General features: G+C 60.7%; 22 protein-coding genes and 1 riboswitch. Of the genes, 12 read left to right on the forward strand and 10 right to left on the reverse strand.

The annotated features are described in order from the left end of the window. Positions 1–16: 16 nt before the first annotated feature. A complete protein-coding gene (locus tag Q4610_RS19145; RefSeq protein WP_304537472.1) occupies positions 17–724 on the reverse strand; it encodes an MFS transporter in 708 nt (235 codons plus the stop codon). Continuing rightward, entirely contained in the window at positions 705–1,229 is a 525-nt protein-coding gene (locus Q4610_RS19150) for an MFS transporter (protein WP_304537473.1), read from the reverse strand. Before Q4610_RS19150 ends, Q4610_RS19145 begins: the two co-directional genes overlap by 20 nt. Positions 1,230–1,312: 83 nt before the next feature. On the opposite strand from Q4610_RS19150, the gene Q4610_RS19155 reads away from it, so the two are divergent. Further along, complete coding sequence (locus Q4610_RS19155) at positions 1,313–2,323, forward strand: NAD-dependent succinate-semialdehyde dehydrogenase (RefSeq protein WP_336622881.1); 1,011 nt, start codon at positions 1,313–1,315, stop codon at positions 2,321–2,323. Between the two features lie 27 nt (positions 2,324–2,350). On the opposite strand, the gene Q4610_RS19160 is transcribed toward Q4610_RS19155, so the two are convergent. The 3 genes from Q4610_RS19160 to Q4610_RS19170 form a co-directional block, all read right to left on the reverse strand. Beyond that, on the reverse strand, positions 2,351–3,442 hold the full coding sequence (locus Q4610_RS19160) for a C45 family autoproteolytic acyltransferase/hydrolase (RefSeq protein ID WP_336622880.1): 1,092 nt from the start codon (positions 3,440–3,442) through the stop codon (positions 2,351–2,353). Then, a complete protein-coding gene (locus Q4610_RS19165) occupies positions 3,439–4,713 on the reverse strand; it encodes an MFS transporter (RefSeq protein WP_202084661.1) in 1,275 nt (424 codons plus the stop codon). The genes Q4610_RS19160 and Q4610_RS19165 overlap by 4 nt, the downstream gene beginning before the upstream one ends. A gap of 505 nt (positions 4,714–5,218) precedes the next feature. Further along, a complete protein-coding gene (locus Q4610_RS19170; RefSeq protein WP_012112698.1) occupies positions 5,219–6,574 on the reverse strand; it encodes an IS1380-like element ISPme1 family transposase in 1,356 nt (451 codons plus the stop codon). 152 nt (positions 6,575–6,726) lie between these two features. On the opposite strand from Q4610_RS19170, the gene Q4610_RS19175 reads away from it, so the two are divergent. From Q4610_RS19175 to Q4610_RS19185, 3 genes are all read left to right on the forward strand, one after another. Then, positions 6,727–7,002 (forward strand): metal/formaldehyde-sensitive transcriptional repressor, encoded by a 276-nt coding sequence (locus tag Q4610_RS19175; protein WP_304537474.1) that lies wholly within the window; start codon positions 6,727–6,729, stop codon positions 7,000–7,002. An 11-nt stretch (positions 7,003–7,013) separates the two neighbouring features. Then, positions 7,014–7,943 carry a CDF family Co(II)/Ni(II) efflux transporter DmeF gene (gene dmeF / locus Q4610_RS19180; RefSeq protein WP_304537475.1) on the forward strand — a complete coding sequence of 310 codons (930 nt, stop codon included), beginning with the start codon at positions 7,014–7,016 and terminating at the stop codon, positions 7,941–7,943. A 29-nt stretch (positions 7,944–7,972) separates the two neighbouring features. After that, a riboswitch (yybP-ykoY riboswitch) is annotated at positions 7,973–8,156 on the forward strand. Between the two features lie 12 nt (positions 8,157–8,168). Next, on the forward strand, positions 8,169–8,744 hold the full coding sequence (locus Q4610_RS19185; protein ID WP_304537476.1) for a TMEM165/GDT1 family protein: 576 nt from the start codon (positions 8,169–8,171) through the stop codon (positions 8,742–8,744). A gap of 71 nt (positions 8,745–8,815) precedes the next feature. On the opposite strand, the gene Q4610_RS19190 is transcribed toward Q4610_RS19185, so the two are convergent. Both Q4610_RS19190 and Q4610_RS19195 read right to left on the reverse strand, forming a co-directional pair. After that, the gene (locus Q4610_RS19190) at positions 8,816–9,460 is read right to left on the reverse strand and encodes a glutathione S-transferase family protein (protein WP_304537477.1); all 645 of its coding nucleotides are present in this window, start codon (positions 9,458–9,460) and stop codon (positions 8,816–8,818) included. After that, positions 9,457–10,038 carry a TetR/AcrR family transcriptional regulator gene (locus tag Q4610_RS19195; RefSeq protein WP_304537478.1) on the reverse strand — a complete coding sequence of 194 codons (582 nt, stop codon included), beginning with the start codon at positions 10,036–10,038 and terminating at the stop codon, positions 9,457–9,459. The genes Q4610_RS19190 and Q4610_RS19195 overlap by 4 nt, the downstream gene beginning before the upstream one ends. A 122-nt stretch (positions 10,039–10,160) precedes the next feature. Here Q4610_RS19195 and Q4610_RS19200 point away from each other — a divergent pair, with 122 nt between their 5' ends. Together Q4610_RS19200 and Q4610_RS19205 are read left to right on the forward strand one after the other, a co-directional pair. After that, entirely contained in the window at positions 10,161–10,538 is a 378-nt protein-coding gene (locus tag Q4610_RS19200) for a DsrE family protein (RefSeq protein WP_304537479.1), read from the forward strand. A 73-nt stretch (positions 10,539–10,611) separates the two neighbouring features. After that, positions 10,612–11,229 (forward strand): pyridoxamine 5'-phosphate oxidase family protein, encoded by a 618-nt coding sequence (locus Q4610_RS19205; protein WP_304537480.1) that lies wholly within the window; start codon positions 10,612–10,614, stop codon positions 11,227–11,229. 317 nt (positions 11,230–11,546) lie between these two features. Here Q4610_RS19205 and Q4610_RS19210 read toward each other — a convergent pair whose 3' ends face one another. From Q4610_RS19210 to Q4610_RS19220, 3 genes are all read right to left on the reverse strand, one after another. Continuing rightward, positions 11,547–12,236, reverse strand: coding sequence for a cupin domain-containing protein (locus Q4610_RS19210; protein ID WP_304537481.1), 690 nt, complete (start codon positions 12,234–12,236; stop codon positions 11,547–11,549). Between the two features lie 103 nt (positions 12,237–12,339). After that, entirely contained in the window at positions 12,340–12,804 is a 465-nt protein-coding gene (locus Q4610_RS19215; RefSeq protein WP_304537482.1) for a nuclear transport factor 2 family protein, read from the reverse strand. Positions 12,805–12,856: 52 nt separating this feature from the next. After that, the gene (locus Q4610_RS19220; protein ID WP_304537483.1) at positions 12,857–13,798 is read right to left on the reverse strand and encodes a cysteine hydrolase family protein; all 942 of its coding nucleotides are present in this window, start codon (positions 13,796–13,798) and stop codon (positions 12,857–12,859) included. 29 nt (positions 13,799–13,827) lie between these two features. On the opposite strand from Q4610_RS19220, the gene Q4610_RS19225 reads away from it, so the two are divergent. From Q4610_RS19225 to Q4610_RS19250, 6 genes are all read left to right on the forward strand, one after another. Then, complete coding sequence (locus tag Q4610_RS19225; RefSeq protein WP_304537484.1) at positions 13,828–14,397, forward strand: TetR/AcrR family transcriptional regulator; 570 nt, start codon at positions 13,828–13,830, stop codon at positions 14,395–14,397. 118 nt (positions 14,398–14,515) lie between these two features. After that, positions 14,516–14,815 (forward strand): BufA1 family periplasmic bufferin-type metallophore, encoded by a 300-nt coding sequence (locus Q4610_RS19230; RefSeq protein ID WP_304537485.1) that lies wholly within the window; start codon positions 14,516–14,518, stop codon positions 14,813–14,815. A gap of 21 nt (positions 14,816–14,836) precedes the next feature. Then, complete coding sequence (locus Q4610_RS19235; protein ID WP_304537486.1) at positions 14,837–15,175, forward strand: BufA1 family periplasmic bufferin-type metallophore; 339 nt, start codon at positions 14,837–14,839, stop codon at positions 15,173–15,175. 30 nt (positions 15,176–15,205) lie between these two features. Beyond that, entirely contained in the window at positions 15,206–16,120 is a 915-nt protein-coding gene (bufB, locus tag Q4610_RS19240) for an MNIO family bufferin maturase (protein ID WP_304537487.1), read from the forward strand. Next, on the forward strand, positions 16,107–16,853 hold the full coding sequence (locus Q4610_RS19245; protein WP_304537488.1) for an HvfC/BufC family peptide modification chaperone: 747 nt from the start codon (positions 16,107–16,109) through the stop codon (positions 16,851–16,853). The genes bufB and Q4610_RS19245 overlap by 14 nt, the downstream gene beginning before the upstream one ends. A gap of 14 nt (positions 16,854–16,867) precedes the next feature. Then, positions 16,868–17,326, forward strand: a complete 459-nt coding sequence (locus Q4610_RS19250) for a DoxX family protein (protein WP_304537489.1) — start codon at positions 16,868–16,870, stop codon at positions 17,324–17,326. Positions 17,327–17,596 lie beyond the last annotated feature (270 nt).

The following is a 17,596-nucleotide window of genomic DNA, read 5'->3' on the forward strand; positions in this document are numbered from 1 at the left end:
TCATTAGACTCTGCGGCTAACGACGCGATGAAAATCTGGAGATGCCGATTAATCCCCCAGCAATGCTCGCAAACACCGCACCGGCCAAAAAAGTGGCGACGGGTCCCGCCGCTTTCCACAGTGCCCCGGCAAGCAGGCTGGCGAAAAGCATGGCGATCCCGGTTGCTAGGTTGAACAGTCCGAACCCCGAGCCGCGCAAATGGTCCGGGACGGCATCGGCAACCAGCTTGGCAAGAATGCCCTGCGACAGAGCCATGTGCGCACCCCACAAAGCGATCCCGAGGAAGGTGGCCGCGAGCCCTGAACCAAATCCGAGACACATGTCCGCCAAAACTAGGCACACAAGTCCACCGGCCATAGGCCAGACGGGATCGACCCTGTCGGAGATGCTGCCCGCGGGATAGGCGCCAAGCAAGTAGACGAGGTTCATAGCCACAAGGACGAGCGGCGTCCAAGCGAGTGGGAGCCCCTCGTCATTGGCCCGCAGCACAAGGAAGGATTCGCTGAACCGAGCAAGCGTAAAGACAACGCCGATTCCCACCACGATCCAGAACCGGCGATCGAACGATTTAAGATCTCCCAACCTCAGCGGCGGTCCCTTGTCCTTGCCCGTTGACCGGTCAGCGCCTTCACCGACCCCGAAAATAACCAGCAAGACCGAGACTAGCGCCGGGAGCAACGCGATCCAGAAGATGGCTCGCATATCATTTGCGAGCACGAACATCAGCGCAATCGCAGCGAGCGGGCCGAGGAAGGCGCCCACCGTGTCGAGCGACTGGCGCAGGCCTTAGGCACGGCCCCGCAATTCCGCGGGTGTAACGTCCGCCACCAGCGCGTCGCGCGGCGCGAAGGCCCTTACCGATCCAATCCGCGAACCGTGTGCCAAGCACTGGCAGCGGCCCGGCGGCGATCGCAAAGAAAGGTTTGGACAGGGCGCCCAGCCCGTAGCCGATCAAGATGAGCGGCTTCCGGCGCCCGATGCGGTCGGAAATGTAACCCGAGAACACCTTGGTGATGGAAGCAGTGGACTCGCCGATCCCGTCGATCAGTCCGAGCGGCGCAACACTCGCACCGAGCGTTGTCGTCAGGAAGACCGGCAAGAGTGCATGGATGATCTCGGACGAGACATCCATAAACAGGCTGACAAAACCAAGCGCCCATACGGTGCGAGGTACGCGCATGCAAGCGCCGGCTTGTGCGACGGCAGGCCGGATGCTGCCGTCGTTCACCCGGTGTGTCCTGCTGGATCGCAGCTCTTATGCGGGGTTCGATCCAATGTGGTTCCTTGATCGCTGCTGCACAGTGATCCGCTATCCTTACCTGGAATTTCCCGGCGGCGATGGTGACGCGGAAGCTTGCACCGGCCCTTGCGTCCGGTTGTACCGTCATCTTGAAGCCATCTGAGTTGACGCCGTTCACGGCTTTGGCGTTGGCGCTGTTGGGCGAGGAGGCGGGGATTCCCGCCGGTGCGCTTAACGTCATTTGTGGTGCGCCGGCGCCGATCGGCGAGGTTCTGCTTGCGGACCTCAGAGTTCGAAAATTTACGTTCACAGGCTCCACTAATGTGGGCAAAAGGCTGGCGGCGAGATGCATGGATCCGCTTAAGCGCGTTTCTCTGGAGCTTGGCGGTAACGCGCCATTTATTGTCTTTCATGACGCCGACTTAGAGAAGGCGGTGGCTGGCGCTGTTGCTTCGAAGTTTCGAAACGCGGGTCAAACGTGTGTTTGCGCCAATCGATTTGTAGTCCAGGGAAAGGTTTACGCAGAGTTTAGCGAGCGGCTCGCTGAGGCTGTGCGATCATTCAAGGTTGGCGACGGCTTCGGGGAAGAGGTCACTCAGGGACCGCTCATCAATGACTTGGCGGTCGACAAGGTGGCTCGCCATGTTGAAGACGCGCGCGCGCGAGGTGCGATTCTGCTCTTTGGAGGCGAACGTCATGCCGCGGGCAAGCAGTTCTTTCAACCGACTGTGCTCACAGAGGTGCCGCGAGACGCCTTGCTCTGCAGCGAGGAAACGTTTGGGCCTGTCGCGGGTCTTGTTCGTTTTGAGTCAGAACGTGAAGCGATTGAGTTAGCCAATGCATCGAGCGCGGGTCTTGCATCGTATCTCTTCACCAAAGACTTTGACCGTGCGCACCGTGTCTCAAATGCGCTCGACTACGGGATGGTTGGATTGAACACAGGGCTTATTTCGAGTGAGCTCGCGCCATTTGGGGGATGCAAAGAGTCCGGGATCGGCCGGGAGGGGTCGAAGTACGGCATGGCGGAGTTCGAAGAACTGAAAACGATCTGCGCCGAGTTCGGCGAAGCCACAACCCCATGAACTGCGGCCCACTCGGCAACATCTCCTCTAATCTTCAAACCGCAAAGCATGATAGCCGTCCCGGTCAGGCGGGCCGATGCTAAACCAGGCGGATATAAGGTCGACCCTGAATTCCAGGCGAGCGATCATCGAGCCCGTGGTGAAGTTGGTATTGTGCTGAGATTGCGCGCCCGGATGGGGCCGGCAAACTGGGTGAGTTGCGTGATCGGACGCGCAGAGCGCATTCTGGATAACGGTCAATGTTGGCTTTGCACTTGTGAGCCTGTCGCTTAGCGACGTTAAGCGGCATTTGCTGTTCAGTTGATCATATGTCGAAGTCACTTGTTGAAGCTGCGGGGCGAGTGCGTGATTGGTATGGAATAATCTATCCGCCGTTGCGCCACTGAGTTCGACGATTGTGTCATGGCCAACTTCAAAGGAGCGCAGCCCTGTCGGGTCCGCAAGCAGGTAATGCTGGCAGGTTGCGTGCTCAGTAGCCAATAGGACTGCGCTTGCGTCCGTCAGGGATGTTGCCTGCAGCAGTTTTCGAATGATGAATGCGACGGGGAGGCCCGGTCGCAACCTTGATAGTTCAGGAAGAGCGTTAACTGCTACCGCGAGGCCGCATTCGTTCACGCCCATTAGCCCAATCATGCCTGCGAGAGAAAAAACGAGGGCGTCGGGATTGCCGTCGGGCTCAGCGATGTGCAGCACGACCTGGTGGCCATCGGTCCACGCGCCGAGGTCCATATTCTGACCGATCCAGACCGGCGAGCCCGCCGAAGCAATCGCCAGCGTGCTGCATTTTTCGGGTTTTGTGAATCGAGTATTTTGCGATCGTCGATACTCCCATTCCTCGTCCATGAGCTGCGCCGCTAGCACGAGATCGAACGGGACATTAGCGCCGAGAGACGTTCCCCGTATCTCCTCGAGCAGATCGGGAGCGTCGTGCTCAATGCAAACAACTAGACCGGACTCGGCTAGAAACCGCCGCGCGTAGACGTCAGGATTGCCCACGCCGGCGGCCTGCAAACTTTTGAGCCAAGCGCCTAGCCACGATTTTATCGCGGCAGCGTGTGTGCGACCGTGCGCTAGACCTCGGGACTTCGGTTCGCCGGCGAGTGAAAAAACCTGCATCATTGGGCGGTGACCGTGCCCGTCGCCGTCGAGCCTGCCGCGCCAACGCTTTCTTTAAAATAGCGGCGAGCCAGAAAGAACGCGAAAGTCGATCCGAGTGCCGCGGCCACACACACGATGGAGAGTGCTTTGCCGATCATGTCGATCCCTCCGAGCACGTTGGACAAAACGCTAACCAGCGGTGGCGCTACTGCCAGCGAAAAGAGCAGGATTGCTGCGACGAGCACGGACATGCAGAGGCCGCGAAGACGGTCGGGAACGACATTCATCACGAGCGTGATGCCCATCATCGCCACGCCAATCATCAGGGTAAGCGAGACCATCAAGAGAGCGCTCGCCCAAGAAAAAGTCGGAGCAAATGCGAACAAGCTTGCGGGTGCGCCCAGGGCGGCTAGCAACACGAGAAAGAGCAAGGCTCGGCCAGTGCCGCCCGTGCGTTGACAGTAGTCGGCAAGGCCTCCCCCGATGACTGGGCCCAATACACCGCTGATCAGCATGCCTGAGCCCATGAGAAAGCCGATCGCGTCGGGCGCTGCGGCATAGGTGCGTGAGAACATCGGACTAGCCCAGATAATCATGGCTCCGATGGCAATTTCTGCGCAGATAATTCCGGCTGAAAGCATCAAGATAAGAGTGCGTGTGTGGCGCAACTCTTCCCACGCGCCAGCGATCGTCTGCGTCCCTTTAGCCTCCTCCAAGCGCGGAGGCTCGCGGAGCAAGAGCATGAGCAGCACAACGGCGACGCCCGGTGCGGCAAGCCAACTCAAGGCCGTGCGCCAGTCCCCGCTGTGGGCCTGCGCCAGCACTAGAAGTTCTCCCCCCAGGGCGAAAGCCATGGAGTTGCCGACAATTTGTCCGATGGTGGCGACGGTAATCATGCGACCACGCAGGTGCGGCGCGAAGTGGTCGGCGACTAAGGAATAAACTACGGGCAGGATCGCTAACGCGGACACCCCGGCAATTGCTCGCGTGCTGAGGAGCTGTGTGAAGTCGCGCGCAAATGCGGTGGCGAAATTAGCGGCAACAGCGATTGTCACAAGACCAAGGAGCAGCCGCGCGCGATTGGCGCGATCGATCAATAGACCCAATGGTATGGCTGTTAATGTCACCGGAACCCCAATGATCGGTCCTTGCAACAGGGCCATTTGATTGTCGGATAGATGAAGGGACAGGCGCATCGCCTCCTGCAGGGGGCTGATAGCCGTGCGCACATAGCCGGCGATCAGCATCGCCAGCGCCAGCAGGAATATTTGGAAGATGCTTTTGAGAGTCATAGAAATCGCTCGAACCAATCCAACAATGCTACGTTTTGTGCGCGCCGCGCCGACAGCGGCCCGTAGGAATCGCCCATGTGCGTCATGCCTGGCACGCAGACGAACTCAGTGACGCAACCAACGTCGTGCAGAGCTCGGTAAAACTGTTGGGCCTCCGCGAGTGGGCACTATTAATTTTCTTCGCCGCATCGCTCTTTCTCTTCGTCATATCTTCTCCGTTTCGCTGATAAATCGCATGCTTTCGCCTCTGACGCGATCATGCCTTGAGACGCGTGCGGATGTAACCGACATTCCCCAAGTGGCCTGCCGCTTGACTTCAAGATCGCCTGATTTTGCTCGCTGGGCAAGCGTTTTTCGCCCCGAGCGGTGTCTGTCGTCGCGCAAACGGCCGAAGTCGGGTGGATCAAGCCTCGAACCCGCAGCATTCTGGCCCGGCAGAGCCGCTTTTCCGCGCGGCAGACGGACCTGTCCTGCCGCTTTCGTTCAGCTTGGGCATGGATCGTGGTCATGCGCATGACGGAGGCGTTCGAAGACGGCGGATGGCGGCAAGGACGGCCCGCACCATCGGGCCGGTGACGGCGACCTCGGCCAACTGGAAGGTAATGGCGCGGGCGTGGCGGACGACGCGGGCGCCGATCTTGATCAGCTTGAGTTGCAGGCTGGTCAACGACCAGTCCGCCATGGCCTCGGGCAGTTCGATGCAGCGCAGGAAGGTTGCCAGGTTGTAGGCCAGCGCGTGCAGTTGCAGCCGCACCTCGTTGTGCCGGAACTTCCGGCATGACAGCCGCGTCCAGCGAAAGGCATATTTGCCTTCCTTGATGTGCTGCTCTGCGGTGCCGCGCTGGTTGTAGAACCTCACCACCCAGTCTGGCTCCATCGGCAGGTTGGTGACGATGAAGCCGACTTTGGGGAACAGCTCGCCCGGATGCCATTCGATCTTGGCGATGACGCGGCGCGGCTTGTCCCAGGACGCCGCCTGATACTCGAAGTCCTCGAAGAACCGTTTGACCTTGGTCAGCGAAGGCCGTCCCACGGGCCGTGTCAGCCGATGCGCGATCTTCTCGCGCAAGACGGCGTTGGCGGGCAGACGGATGGCGTAGAAGAACCTGGCTTCTTCCAGCCGCATATAGATCGCGGGGATCGCGTAGGCAGCGTCGGCCCGGAAGAAGCGTCCACCAAGGTCGCGGCCAGCATATCGGGCAATGACGGGATCAAGGACATCCCGCCAGCCATCGGCGCTGTGGACATTGCCGTTACGCAGGGCGCAGCGCTCCAGCATGCCAAACTGGTTGAACAAGAAGATGGGGTGATAGCAGGTGCAGTCGAAATGCCCGTTCCAGGCAGCACCTTCCTGATCGCCGTGGGTGGGGCTGACCGAGCTGTCCATGTCCAGCACGATGTATTTCAACCCGTTGCGGTCATGAAACCGGTCGATCCATTGGCCGTTCAGATCGGCCAGCGCCGCCCGGTTCGCGGCCAGAGCCAGCGTCTCGGTCTCGAACCGTCCCATCTGCGATGCCGAAGCAGCTTGCGCCTCGACGGCCCTGCCGCCAACGACCTGACGCATCACGGGATCGAGGGCCAAGCGGTCGGCATCGTTCACATCCTCGTATCCGGCCAGTCGTCCGAACACCGATTGCCGGAACAATCCGTCAAGCCGATGGAGCGTGTTCTTCCCGGTGCGGCTGTCTCGCAGCGCCTCCGACGCCAGATTGGACAGGCCGAGCACGTCATCAAGCTCGCGCATCACCAGCAGGCCACCGTCTGAACTGATCTGCGCACCACGGAACTCCAGACGCACACGGCGGTCGAAATCAACCCGATCTCCCCGCGCCAAGCCCGCACCCTCCAGGTGATCCATGAAACGCGCCCCTCGCAGCCGTCAACGCCATGATTTATATGCGAAATATCACGATTACGACAGCGAAATCAGCGACTTACTTGGAGAATGTGGGCTTACGCAGCCAGCATGCCTATTCCCATCAATCATCATATAGGATAGCGGGGTATCCTATGGCTCACTTAACTTCAAACAAGGACGCACTCGTCGCCCGCGTGCGCCGAATCGCCGGACAGGTCGCCGCCATCGAATCTGCGATCACAGGTGACGCCGGTTGCTCAACGGTCCTCCATCAGGTTGCAGGCGTGCGCGGAGCAGTGATCGGCCTGATGGACGAACTGCTGGAAGATCATGTGCGGGAACACCTTGCTCGTCCCGGCTTGTCCGATGCCGAACGGGCCGAGGCTGCCGATGAACTCATCACTGCCATTCGCCGTTACGCGAAGTAGAAAGTCGCTTCATGTCGCTCGACAAGCAAATCGAGGAACTTGCCCACGACCACTTTTTCCTGGGTAAGGGTCATGACGAGAACGCACGTCGCACGCTGTGGGTGGTGGCGCTCACCGCCGGCATGATGGGCGTTGAGATCGTCGCCGGCTTCATGTTCAATTCCATGGCGCTCCTGGCCGATGGCTTCCACATGGCAACTCATGCCGGGGCGCTGGGCGTGGCCGCCATGGCCTATGCTTATGCGAAGAAGCATGCCAGCAGCCGCCGTTACAGTTTTGGAACGGGCAAGGTCGGCGATCTGGCTGGCTTTGCTTCAGCCTTGGTGCTGGGCCTTGTTGCGCTGGGCATTGCGCTTGAATCGGCACAGCGCCTGCTCGATCCGCGCCCAGTGGCGTTTGGAGAAGCCACGATCATCGCCGTGGTCGGGCTGGCCGTGAACATCGCGAGCGCCCTTCTGTTGGGCGGCGGGCACCATCATGCCCATGGCCATGACGATCACCATCACGATCATCATGGCCACGACCATTCAGGGCATAATCACGACAACAATCTCCGTTCAGCCTATGTCCATGTGCTGGCCGATGCGCTGACCTCGGTCCTGGCCATCGCCGCACTGCTCGGCGGTCGTTATTTTGGGCTCTCCTGGCTCGACCCCGTCATGGGCGTCGTCGGTGCGATTGTCATCGCCACCTGGGCCTGGTCGCTGATGCGGGACACGGCAAACGTGCTGCTCGATGCGCACGATCTTCCCATCGAACAGGAAATCCGCGAACTGGTCGAAGGCCCGGGTGACGCACGGATCAGCGATCTTCACGTCTGGCGGGTCGGCCCCGGCGCGCATGCCGCTATCGTTGCGGTGCGCGGGGTCGACGGCGACGTCGTTCGCCGCCGGATGATGCCGGTTCACGAAATCGCCCATCTGACCGTCGAGACGGGGTAGTTGCCAAGCCCGACCGGGCCGACTACACGCATCCCGTCATCTGGGGAGTAGCCAGCCGTCCATGAAGGACGGGCCTTCGCGTCAACATACTCGGTCGAGAGGCCGTGGTGCGAAGGAAGCGGGACACCGCTTGGGCGAGACCAATGGCACCGAATCTCCGCTCGGGTTGGGCGGCGGGATCGGTGTCCGTTGGATCTTGCACGCCGCCCGACCCGGAGACATTGCATGGAAGCACTACTGACCTCGACTGCGGTCGTGGCCCTCGCGGAAATCGGCGACAAGACCCAATTGCTCGCGATCGTCCTTGCCACCCGCTTCAGGAAGCCAATGCCGATTGTCGCCGGCATCTTCGCCGCGACCATCGCCAACCATTTCCTTGCCGCCCTGGTCGGTTCGCAGGTCGCGTACATTCTCGATGGCCAGTGGTTCCGCTATGCCATCGCCGTCTCGTTTATCGCCATGGCAGCCTGGACGCTCGTTCCCGACAAGCTGGACGACGAGGACGAGAAACCTGCGCGTTTTGGCGCTTTCATCACGACGCTGATTGCATTTTTCCTGGTCGAGATGGGCGACAAGACGCAGGTGGCGACAGTGGCGCTGGGCGCCCGGTTCCACGATGTCTTCGCTGTGACCACCGGTACAACACTCGGCATGATGATCGCAAATGTACCCGCTGTGATCCTCGGACACGAGGTGCTGAAGTATGTCCCGTTGAAGATTGTGCGAACAATCGCCGCTGTATTGTTCTTGGTTATCGGCCTTTGGGTTTTGGGACAGACTGCTCATTGGTTCGGCGCATGAAGCGCATGTCCGGAGCAGCCGTCCGGCCGGAGTTGGAACACGACATACTGCGGGAACAGTCCGTCCTTCCCCTAAGCTCCCGCTAGGTGTGCGAGTGGGTCGCCTGTAGCATAGAGGCCAACCGGGTGAATCTTGAACGGGACGAACCCGGGAAGGCTTTCAATGCGATCGAGCCACCCGTTCAGGCATGCATAAGCATCCAAAGCAACGTTGCCTTCCGGCGCTCGTGCCACATAGCTGTAGAGCGCAACATCTGCGATCGTCGCGCGATCGGCGGCAAGCCATCCGGTTTGCTCAAGTTCAGTCTCTATAACCGCCAGAAGGGCATGCGCGCGATCGATTGCGGATTGCGCATCGATCTTCGCACCGAACAGGGTCGCGAGTCTCGCGCTTGCGGGACCCTGGACCAGCTGACCGGCGGCAGCCGATAGCCAGCGCTGCACACGCGCGGCACCCGGTGCATCGTCTGGATACCAGTCCGTCCGGCCGAACTTTCGGGCCAGATAGACGAGGATCGCGTTCGAATCCGCGATCACTAATCCATCGTCCTCCAACACCGGGACTTGTCCGAACGCATTCATCCGGAGGAAGTCGGCACTCTTGTGCTGACGCGCTGCGAGATCGACTTCGACCAGTTCGTACTCCGCGCCAAGCAAGGACAGGAAAAGGCGTGCCCGGTGCGAATGCCCGGATTTGGGGCTGTAGTAGAGTTTCACGAACGATCTCCACTGTCGGCGAGCAGTTCCTCAGGGAGGGCGGCCAGAGCCCTATGGAACGGCGCGGTCGATCCAAGTCCCCTGGCGAGAACGAGGCTGCCCTGGATCAGCACGAGAGCCCGCTCAGCCCTCTCTTGCGCCACGACTGAAGGGCAACCGGTTTCGGCGATCACGTTCGCCAGTGCCTCGATGAAGGCATCGAACATCGCCCGGATTGTCGCTTTGAATGGACTCTCTTCGCCGATCGGCGAGGAGAGCAGGTTAAGCAGGCAAGCCTGCTTACCGCCCTGGTAAAAGGAATCGAGCTCGCGCGTCATCGCGGCGATGCGCTCGCGCGGGGTGCCCGCCCCAGCGAGCGGGGTCAGCACATGCTCACCAAGCCAGCGCCCGGCTTCCTGAAGAACCTCCAGCCCCATCTGCTCCTTGCCGCCAGGGAAGCGGTGATAGAGGCTCGCCTTCTTCAGGCCGCTCGCCTCCGACAGAAGCGCAAGTGACGCACCTTCGTACCCGACCTCGCGGAAGGTCGCGCTCAGGCGATCCATCAGAGCATTGCTTTCAATCATCGCCTTGCGGGCCATCCGAGCGGATCTCCATATTTACCGAATGATCGGTATATTATCTTGACGACCACCTGTCGAGGACCTAGTTCAAATTTACCGTTCGTTCGGTAATGATTCGCAAGCAGCAAATGGAGAACCCAATGACCAAGGCCGCCATCATCATCTATTCCGATCCCAAGCCGGGTACTGAAGAAGCGCTGGGCCGCCTCTTCAACGCCCTTTTCCTCGCCTATGAGCTGAAGGAAAAGCAGCAGGAAGTCGCCATCATATTCCAGGGCGCGGGAACGCGCTGGCCGGCCGAGCTGGTCAAGGCCGATCACCCTGCGCATGCCCTCTATGAAGCGGTCAAGGACGTCGTCGCCGGCGTATGTGGCGGCTGCGCAGATGTATTCGGCGCGACCGAAGACGCTCGCAAGACCGGGCTCAAGCTCGATTACGAGAAGACGATCCCGGGTACGCCCGGCATCCTCGATATTTCGACCTATCTCGACCACGGTTACGCGCTGGTCACGTTCTGACCGGCGCGCCGGCGCCCGGTCTCTTCCCCCCGCCTAGACCGGGCGCCGCCCCCCTTACGAAAAGGCTGCCGACATGGACCACCACACGCCCGTCAGCGACATCGCCTTCACCGATACCGTCAAGCAGCTTCAGGCCCGCAACGGCTCGCGCGATGCCTATGCGAAGATGGAAAACGGCATGGGCTGGCACGATACCATAACGCCTCAACTCGCCGAGTTCATATCCCGGCAGAACAGCTTCTATCTCGCCACGGTCAATGCAGAGGGGCGGCCCTATATCCAGCATCGCGGCGGGCCGCGCGGCTTCCTGAAGCCGCTCGACGACCGCACGCTCGGAATGGCGGACTTCAGGGGCAACCGGCAGTTTATTTCCCAGGGCAACCTCCAGGAGAACCGCAAGGCCTTCATCTTCCTGATGGATTACGCCAACCGCCGCCGGATCAAGATCTGGGGTGAGGCATGGATGATAGAAGGCGACGATGTCCTGCTTCGGACGGTCATGCCAGAGGGGTATGCTGCTTCCCCCGAGCGCGTACTCCTGTTCAAGGTTTCCGCCTGGGACCCTAACTGCCCGCAGCACATTCCGCGCAAGATCGATGCCGATGAAGTCGATGCCATGCTGGCGGAACGCGATCAGGAAATCGCGAGACTCAACGCCGAGATCGAACGGCTGCGGACGCGGACGACATGATTTCAATCCTTACACGTCGGCTAGCCCGCCGTCGAAGGCAGTCGCACACCGCATGGCCGTCATTCCCGTCTGCTGACTGGTTCGGCGAATTGGTCAGGACGGCAAGGTCGGGGCCAGTCGATCCGGAGACGCTTGCCAGACTGCTGTAACCGGGAGCTTTGTCCCAACGAAACATGAAGTGCGCCCCCGCAAGACTCCATCTGGAGATGCTTTTGCGCAGGCAAAAACACAAAATCAGAAAACCTGCGCAGGCCGGCCAGGCCACCCCTCATCGGTCTGGCCGGCCATCCGGCGTACAGGTCAGCGAAAATCCACGATCAGGTGGGTGTGACGAATGCCAATGCCGCCGCGTCAATGAGATGACCTGACTTGATCAGCACCCTAGCGCCGTTTGTCCCTGCACACGCCACGAAAGGTTCGGATGGCGGCAGGCGCAGCCAGGAATGCGTCACGAAGGTTTCCTTTCCTTCGGTAAAGCCCCCCTCGAGGACGAGCACTTCGATTCCACCGTGGCCCCAGTTGTCGATCTCGACCCCGGGTTCCCAAATCTCGATACGGACGTTCTGCTTGCCGAGGCTGTGCAATTGAAGGCTCTGGATTGCCGGACGCTTGCCGCCCGTCTCCCCAGAAAAATTTCGCGTGTCTGTCGATAGGCCGTCTACATCGCCAGCTGCGAATTGCGAGAGCTTCACGAAGATCGTCGCACCTTTCGGCGCGAGTGGAGCATGGCGCGATCCAGGAGGATTGCGAACGTAGGTTCCCGCCTTGTGCGAGCCCTCCTCATCGACGAAGTCTCCTTCGAGGACAAAGTACTCCTCGCCGCCATCGTGGCTGTGAGCCGGAAAGGCGCTGCCGGGGGCAAATCGGACGATCGTGGTCGCGCGGGCCACCTCGCCGCCTACCCGGTCAAGCATGCGCCGCTCGACTCCTCCACTCGGTGATGCGACCCATTCAGAACTCGCCGCATGATTTGCAGCGCGGCGGCTGAAATCGGCGTTGATCAGCATTTCGCTTCAGCCTTGCATCGCCATGATTGGGCCGTCCCGCCAGCAAGTTCGCAGGAAGCAGATTGTGCCATCGGTATACCTTTCGCGCCGTGTTTGCGGTTGGTTACAAGCCAAGTTCGGAGAGACCTGGGTGATCCTGCGGGCGCGGCCCTAGCGGCCAGCGGAACTTTCGCTCGATTTCATCTATCGGCAAATCATTGATGCTGGCGAAGCGCCGACGCATCAGACCCTCGGCATCGAACTCCCAGTTCTCGTTTCCGTATGATCGGAACCAGTTCCCGGAATCATCATGCCATTCATAGGCAAACCGGACCGCGATGCGGTTGCCAGCATAGGCCCAGATTTCCTTGATCAGGCGATAGTCGAGTTCGCGTAGCCACTTGCGCGTCAAAAAGGTCTCGATCTCGGCTCGGCCAGTGACGAACTCGTTTCGATTGCGCCAGCGGCTGTCCGGCGAATATGCCAGGGCGATCCTTGCGGGCTGGCGGGTGTTCCAAGCGTCCTCGGCAGCGCGGACCTTTGCGCGTGCCGTTTCTGAAGTGAACACATAGTTTTCGGACTCAATCATCTTGGTTCTCCAAGCGGGGGCCGGTCCAGGACCGGCCCCTCCGGGGTTGCGACTATTTGTGGTGGTTGGCTCGGATCGCGCTGACGACCGTGCCGGTGTCGGCGACATGGTTTGCGATCATGCGGAAGTTGGCCAGGGCTGCCGCATAGCCATCGAGGCCAGGCAGTTGAGCCGCAGCAGTCGCATCCGAGACGACCATGACTTCGAAGCCTTGCTCGACGAGTTCGCGCATGTGCGCTTCGGTGCAGAGGTTCGCCGACATCCCGGCGATGATCACCTTCGAGATCCCGCGCTTGCGCAGTTGAAGGATCAGATCGTTGGTTTCGGGTCCGAACACTTTGTGGGGACTCGTCACGACGGTCTTTCCATCGTTGATGTAGGGCTTGTACTGGGCAAGCCAGTCGGCACCTGAGCCTTCGAACCCTTCTATCGTCAGCGGCCCCTTGCGATCGAACATGCCGATCTTGTGCATCAGCGCCTCAAGCGCGCCTTCGAAATGCCAACTGTGGTCCTGAGGATAGTAATAATGGGGCGAGACGAACACCGGCATTCCGGCGGCCTTCGCGGCGGAGAACAATTGGTCGATATGGCCGATGGTGCCGTTGGCTTCGACATTCTTGCCAACGACGCCCCAAGCGACACCGTTGGGGCTGAGGAAGTCGTTCTGTGGATCGGTGACGAGCAATGCCGTCTGGCCCTGGGCGATCTGGAAGCCGGGATCGGGCAGGCCATCGGCCTGGGCCGACGCGAGCGGAAGGAGGCTGGCCATGGCGGCGGCACCGATCAGCATCGCCCGGCGGATCCGGGCGGCGGCGGAAATTTTCATCATGAACCCTTTCAAACTTGGAATTGGCGGGAGGAGTGCTAAAAGGTTTACCGATCGGTACTCCATTAGGTGTACTGATCGGTAAACCCTGTCAACCCCTATCACCCATTTCGGGTGATCGGTCCGATCCAAGGTTCTGAATTCATGAGGCCAATCATCGTTCGGCATCGGGTCTTGCTGGCTTGGAGGACCCGCTGATGCGGCAGACCAAGCGCGATGAACTTGTCGAGAAGGCGACCGCGATCTTCTACCGCAATGGCTTTCAGGCCACGGGCATGGACAGGCTCGTGGCGGAAACGGGCATTTCCAAAACTTCGATTTACAAGCACTTCGAGACGAAGGACGACCTGATCGTTGCGACGCTCAAATCACGTGACGCGTTCCTGCGTGGATGGCTCTTCGGGCGAATGGCTGAGCTCACTTCGTCCCCCCGCGAACAGCTGATCGCCATGTTTGATGCGCTGCACGAATGGTTCAACGAACCCGATTTCCATGGCTGCATGTTCGCGAAGGCCAGCTCGGAGTATCAGGATCCCGAACATCCCATCAATCGGGAAGCCACGGATCACGTCGCGCGCATATCTGCGCAACTCGCGGAGATTGCCGAAAAAGCAGGCTTGAACCATCCGAGCGAACTGGCTCGTCAGTTGGCGCTGCTGAAGGAAGGGGCGGTAGTCCTTGCGACGATGGGCCGAGGCGGTTCACCGGCGCTGGACGCAAAAGCCGTGGCGACAAAGCTCGTCGAAGAGGCTGACCCCGATAAATGAACGCCTTCACAGGCGGGCCGTTCGAATAATCGCCCCTAATTGTAACCAAACCGGCAGGCCGACCGAACTGGGTGATGTGAGCGCTGTAAGCCTCACCTCAGATTCGAAAGGTATGCTCATGAAACCCACGACCGGAATTGCTGCCGCTGCTGCGACTCTCGCTGCTGCCGCTCTCCTTGCTGCCTCGCCCGCATCGGCTGCGGGCGAGAACGCTGGTGCCAAGGAAAAGTGCTACGGCGTCGCGCTCGCCGGCAAGAACGACTGCGCTGCCGGCCCCGGCACGAGCTGCGCCGGCACTTCGACTGTCAATTACCAAGGCAACGCCTGGAAGTTCGTGGCTGCTGGCACCTGCGTTTCGCAGGGCGGTTCGCTGACGCCGAAGGCCGGGAACGAACGACCGGTCCCGCGTCGCAGCTGACGCAAGCGAAAGGCCCTCGCCATGACCAGACACCCAATGCCGTTGCCTGGCTTTGCCGCGGCACTCGCCGGTGCCGCGATGCTGGCGGCCTGTGGTTCAGGCGGCAAGTCCGCCGACGAATCCCGTGCCGAGGCTAGCGCCAAGGCCACTGAAGTCGCCGCCAAGGAGAAGTGCTACGGCGTGGCGCTAAAGGGCAACAACGACTGCAAGGCAGGCCCCGGCACCACCTGTGCTGGCACTTCGACGGTCGACTACCAGGGCAATGCCTGGAAGTACGTCGATGTCGGAAGCTGCGAGACGATGGGTGGCTCGCTGGCCGAACGTGCCGAAAACACTCCACCCGCCGCCCAGAAGGGCTGAAGCCCTCGGGTCGCATGGATGTTGGCTGACATGAACCTCCCGCCAAACCTGCCCCCCTTGCCGGGAGTTGGATTGAAGCCACAGCACTACGCCCAAGTGCTTCAGCCCATGTCAGCCAGCATTTCACCGCCAGCGCCGATTCCCGCCTGGCTCGAAATTCATCCGCAGAATTACTTTGGCGCGGGCGGCCCGCCGCATCGCTGGCTGTCTGCCATCGCGGAGAGCTTCCCCTTGAGCTTTCACTCGGTCGGTCTGTCGCTTGGCAGCTCCGGCGGGGTAGACTTGGCTGAACTTGAACAGCTGGCGGCTCTTTGCGAGCGCTATGAGCCAGCGATGGTATCGGATCACCTCAGCTGGAGTGGAAGCGCCAACAATCGCTATCCCGATCTTCTGCCCGTTCCCTACACCGATGAAGCGCTTGGGCATTTCGTCGCGCAGATCGGCCGTGTGCAGGACCGGCTGAAGCGCGGCATTCTGATCGAGAATCCGTCCCGTTACCTGGCGTTCGCACGCGACGATATGAGCGAGGCGCAGTTCCTTCACTTGCTTTGCGACCTCACGGGTTGCGGCATTCTCCTCGACATCAACAACATCGAGGTTTCCGCGACGAACCTCGGTCTCGACGCGCAAGCGATGGTCGATTCGATCGATCCGAGCCTGGTTGGCGAAGTGCATCTGGCTGGCCATGCAAGGGAGGAGCACCCGGATGGTGTCCTCCTGATCGATGACCATGGCTCCGCAGTCTCAGAAGCGACCTGGTCGCTCTTTGCCAGGTTCATCGGACGGGCTGGCCGCAAGCCGGTTCTGATCGAGTGGGACACCGATGTCCCCGATTACGCCGTGCTGCTGGCGGAAGCAGCCAAGGCTGAGACGATCATGCGGGAACAGGCGAGTTTCGCATCGCTGAACACTCCTTCTCTGGACCAGGCCCATGTTTGCGCTTGAACAGGTTCAGACAGCCATGATGCAGGCCCTCGATCATGGCCCCGGGTTCCTGCCGGACCATCTTTTTGCAGGAACGCATGCGCGCATCCTGGCGGGCATGAAAGTTCATGCCAACACGATCAGTCACGCCCGGCTTGTCGCGCTGGAGGACACGTTTCCGCGCGTGCTCGCCCTACTAGGCCACGCGCGCTTCAATGAACACTCCCGGTTGTATCTCGAACAGCCGGGAGTGACGGCAAAAACCCTGGCAGGCATCGGGGAAGCATTCCCGGCCTGGCTGGCCACGTCTGGCGAAACAGGCGCGGCAGTCGATCTGGCGCGGTTCGAGTGGCTTTGGCTTGAAGCCTATCATGCCGAAGATGCAGTGCCGCTGCGCCTTGCCGATCTTGCCGGGCTAGATGAACAGGCGCTTCTCGAGGCGGCCATCGCGGCGCATCCTTCCGCATCAATCGGGACATTCGATCGCAACGTGCACGAGGCAATCGGCAAGGAAGTGCCCGGCCTTGCCGATGCGGCGGCAATTTTGGTCGTCAGGCCCGATGCTGACGTATTGGTGTCGCCGGCAAACGTGGCGATGCGCGCGATCTTCGAAAGGCTCGAAGATTCTCAAACCATCGGTAACCTTCTTGGCCACTTCGACGAACCTGACTGTAAGGATCGACTGTCATCCAACGACTTCATGGCCGCGCTGATCGCGCTGCTCGAAGTGGGCGCGCTGATCCGGGCAGACTAGCAACAGGTGGCGTGATGGACCGGATACTCAAATTCTACGACCGGATGGTTGCTTTGGTCAGCAACTGCAAACTGCAAAACCTGACCCTGCTGTTCACCCGCATCGTGCTCGCCGGCGTGTTCTGGCGGTCGGGCCGCACCAAGGTCGATGAAGGGAGCTGGTTTTCGATCAGCGACAACACCTATTTCCTCTTCCAGGAGGAATACAAAGGCGTGCCGCTGCCGAGCGATCTCGCTGCGGTCATGGCGACAGTCTCGGAACACCTGTTCCCGATCCTGCTGGTGCTCGGCCTGTTCACGCGCCTTTCAGCGCTGGCCCTGCTGGGCATGACCCTGGTTATCCAGATCTTCGTCTATCCTGAGGCCTGGTGGCAGGTGCATTCGCTGTGGGTGGCGATGGCCCTGGTACTGATTGTGCGGGGCGGTGGCAGCATCAGCCTTGACGCGCCACTGGTGCGTCGGCGGGCGGCATGAGGGCCGACGAGCCAACGCTGGCCCGCCTGATGGGACAAGCGCAGGCTGGCGACAAGCAGGCCTATGCTGCCCTGCTGGGCGAATGTCAGCGCTGGCTGCGGCGCTATTTCGGACGGCGGGTCGCTCCCGGACAACTGGATGACCTCGTCTGTCAACGGCGGAGCAAAAGTCGGCCATTCGGCGGCGTAAAACCAGGCCATCGTGTTACATGCCGGGGGGAGTGGCGTGAGGGCGTAGCCCGAGGGCCACTCCCCCCGGCATTGGTGTAAT

This window comes from Sphingobium cyanobacteriorum, assembly GCF_030580935.1.
Classification (GTDB): Bacteria; Pseudomonadota; Alphaproteobacteria; order Sphingomonadales; family Sphingomonadaceae; genus Sphingobium; species Sphingobium cyanobacteriorum.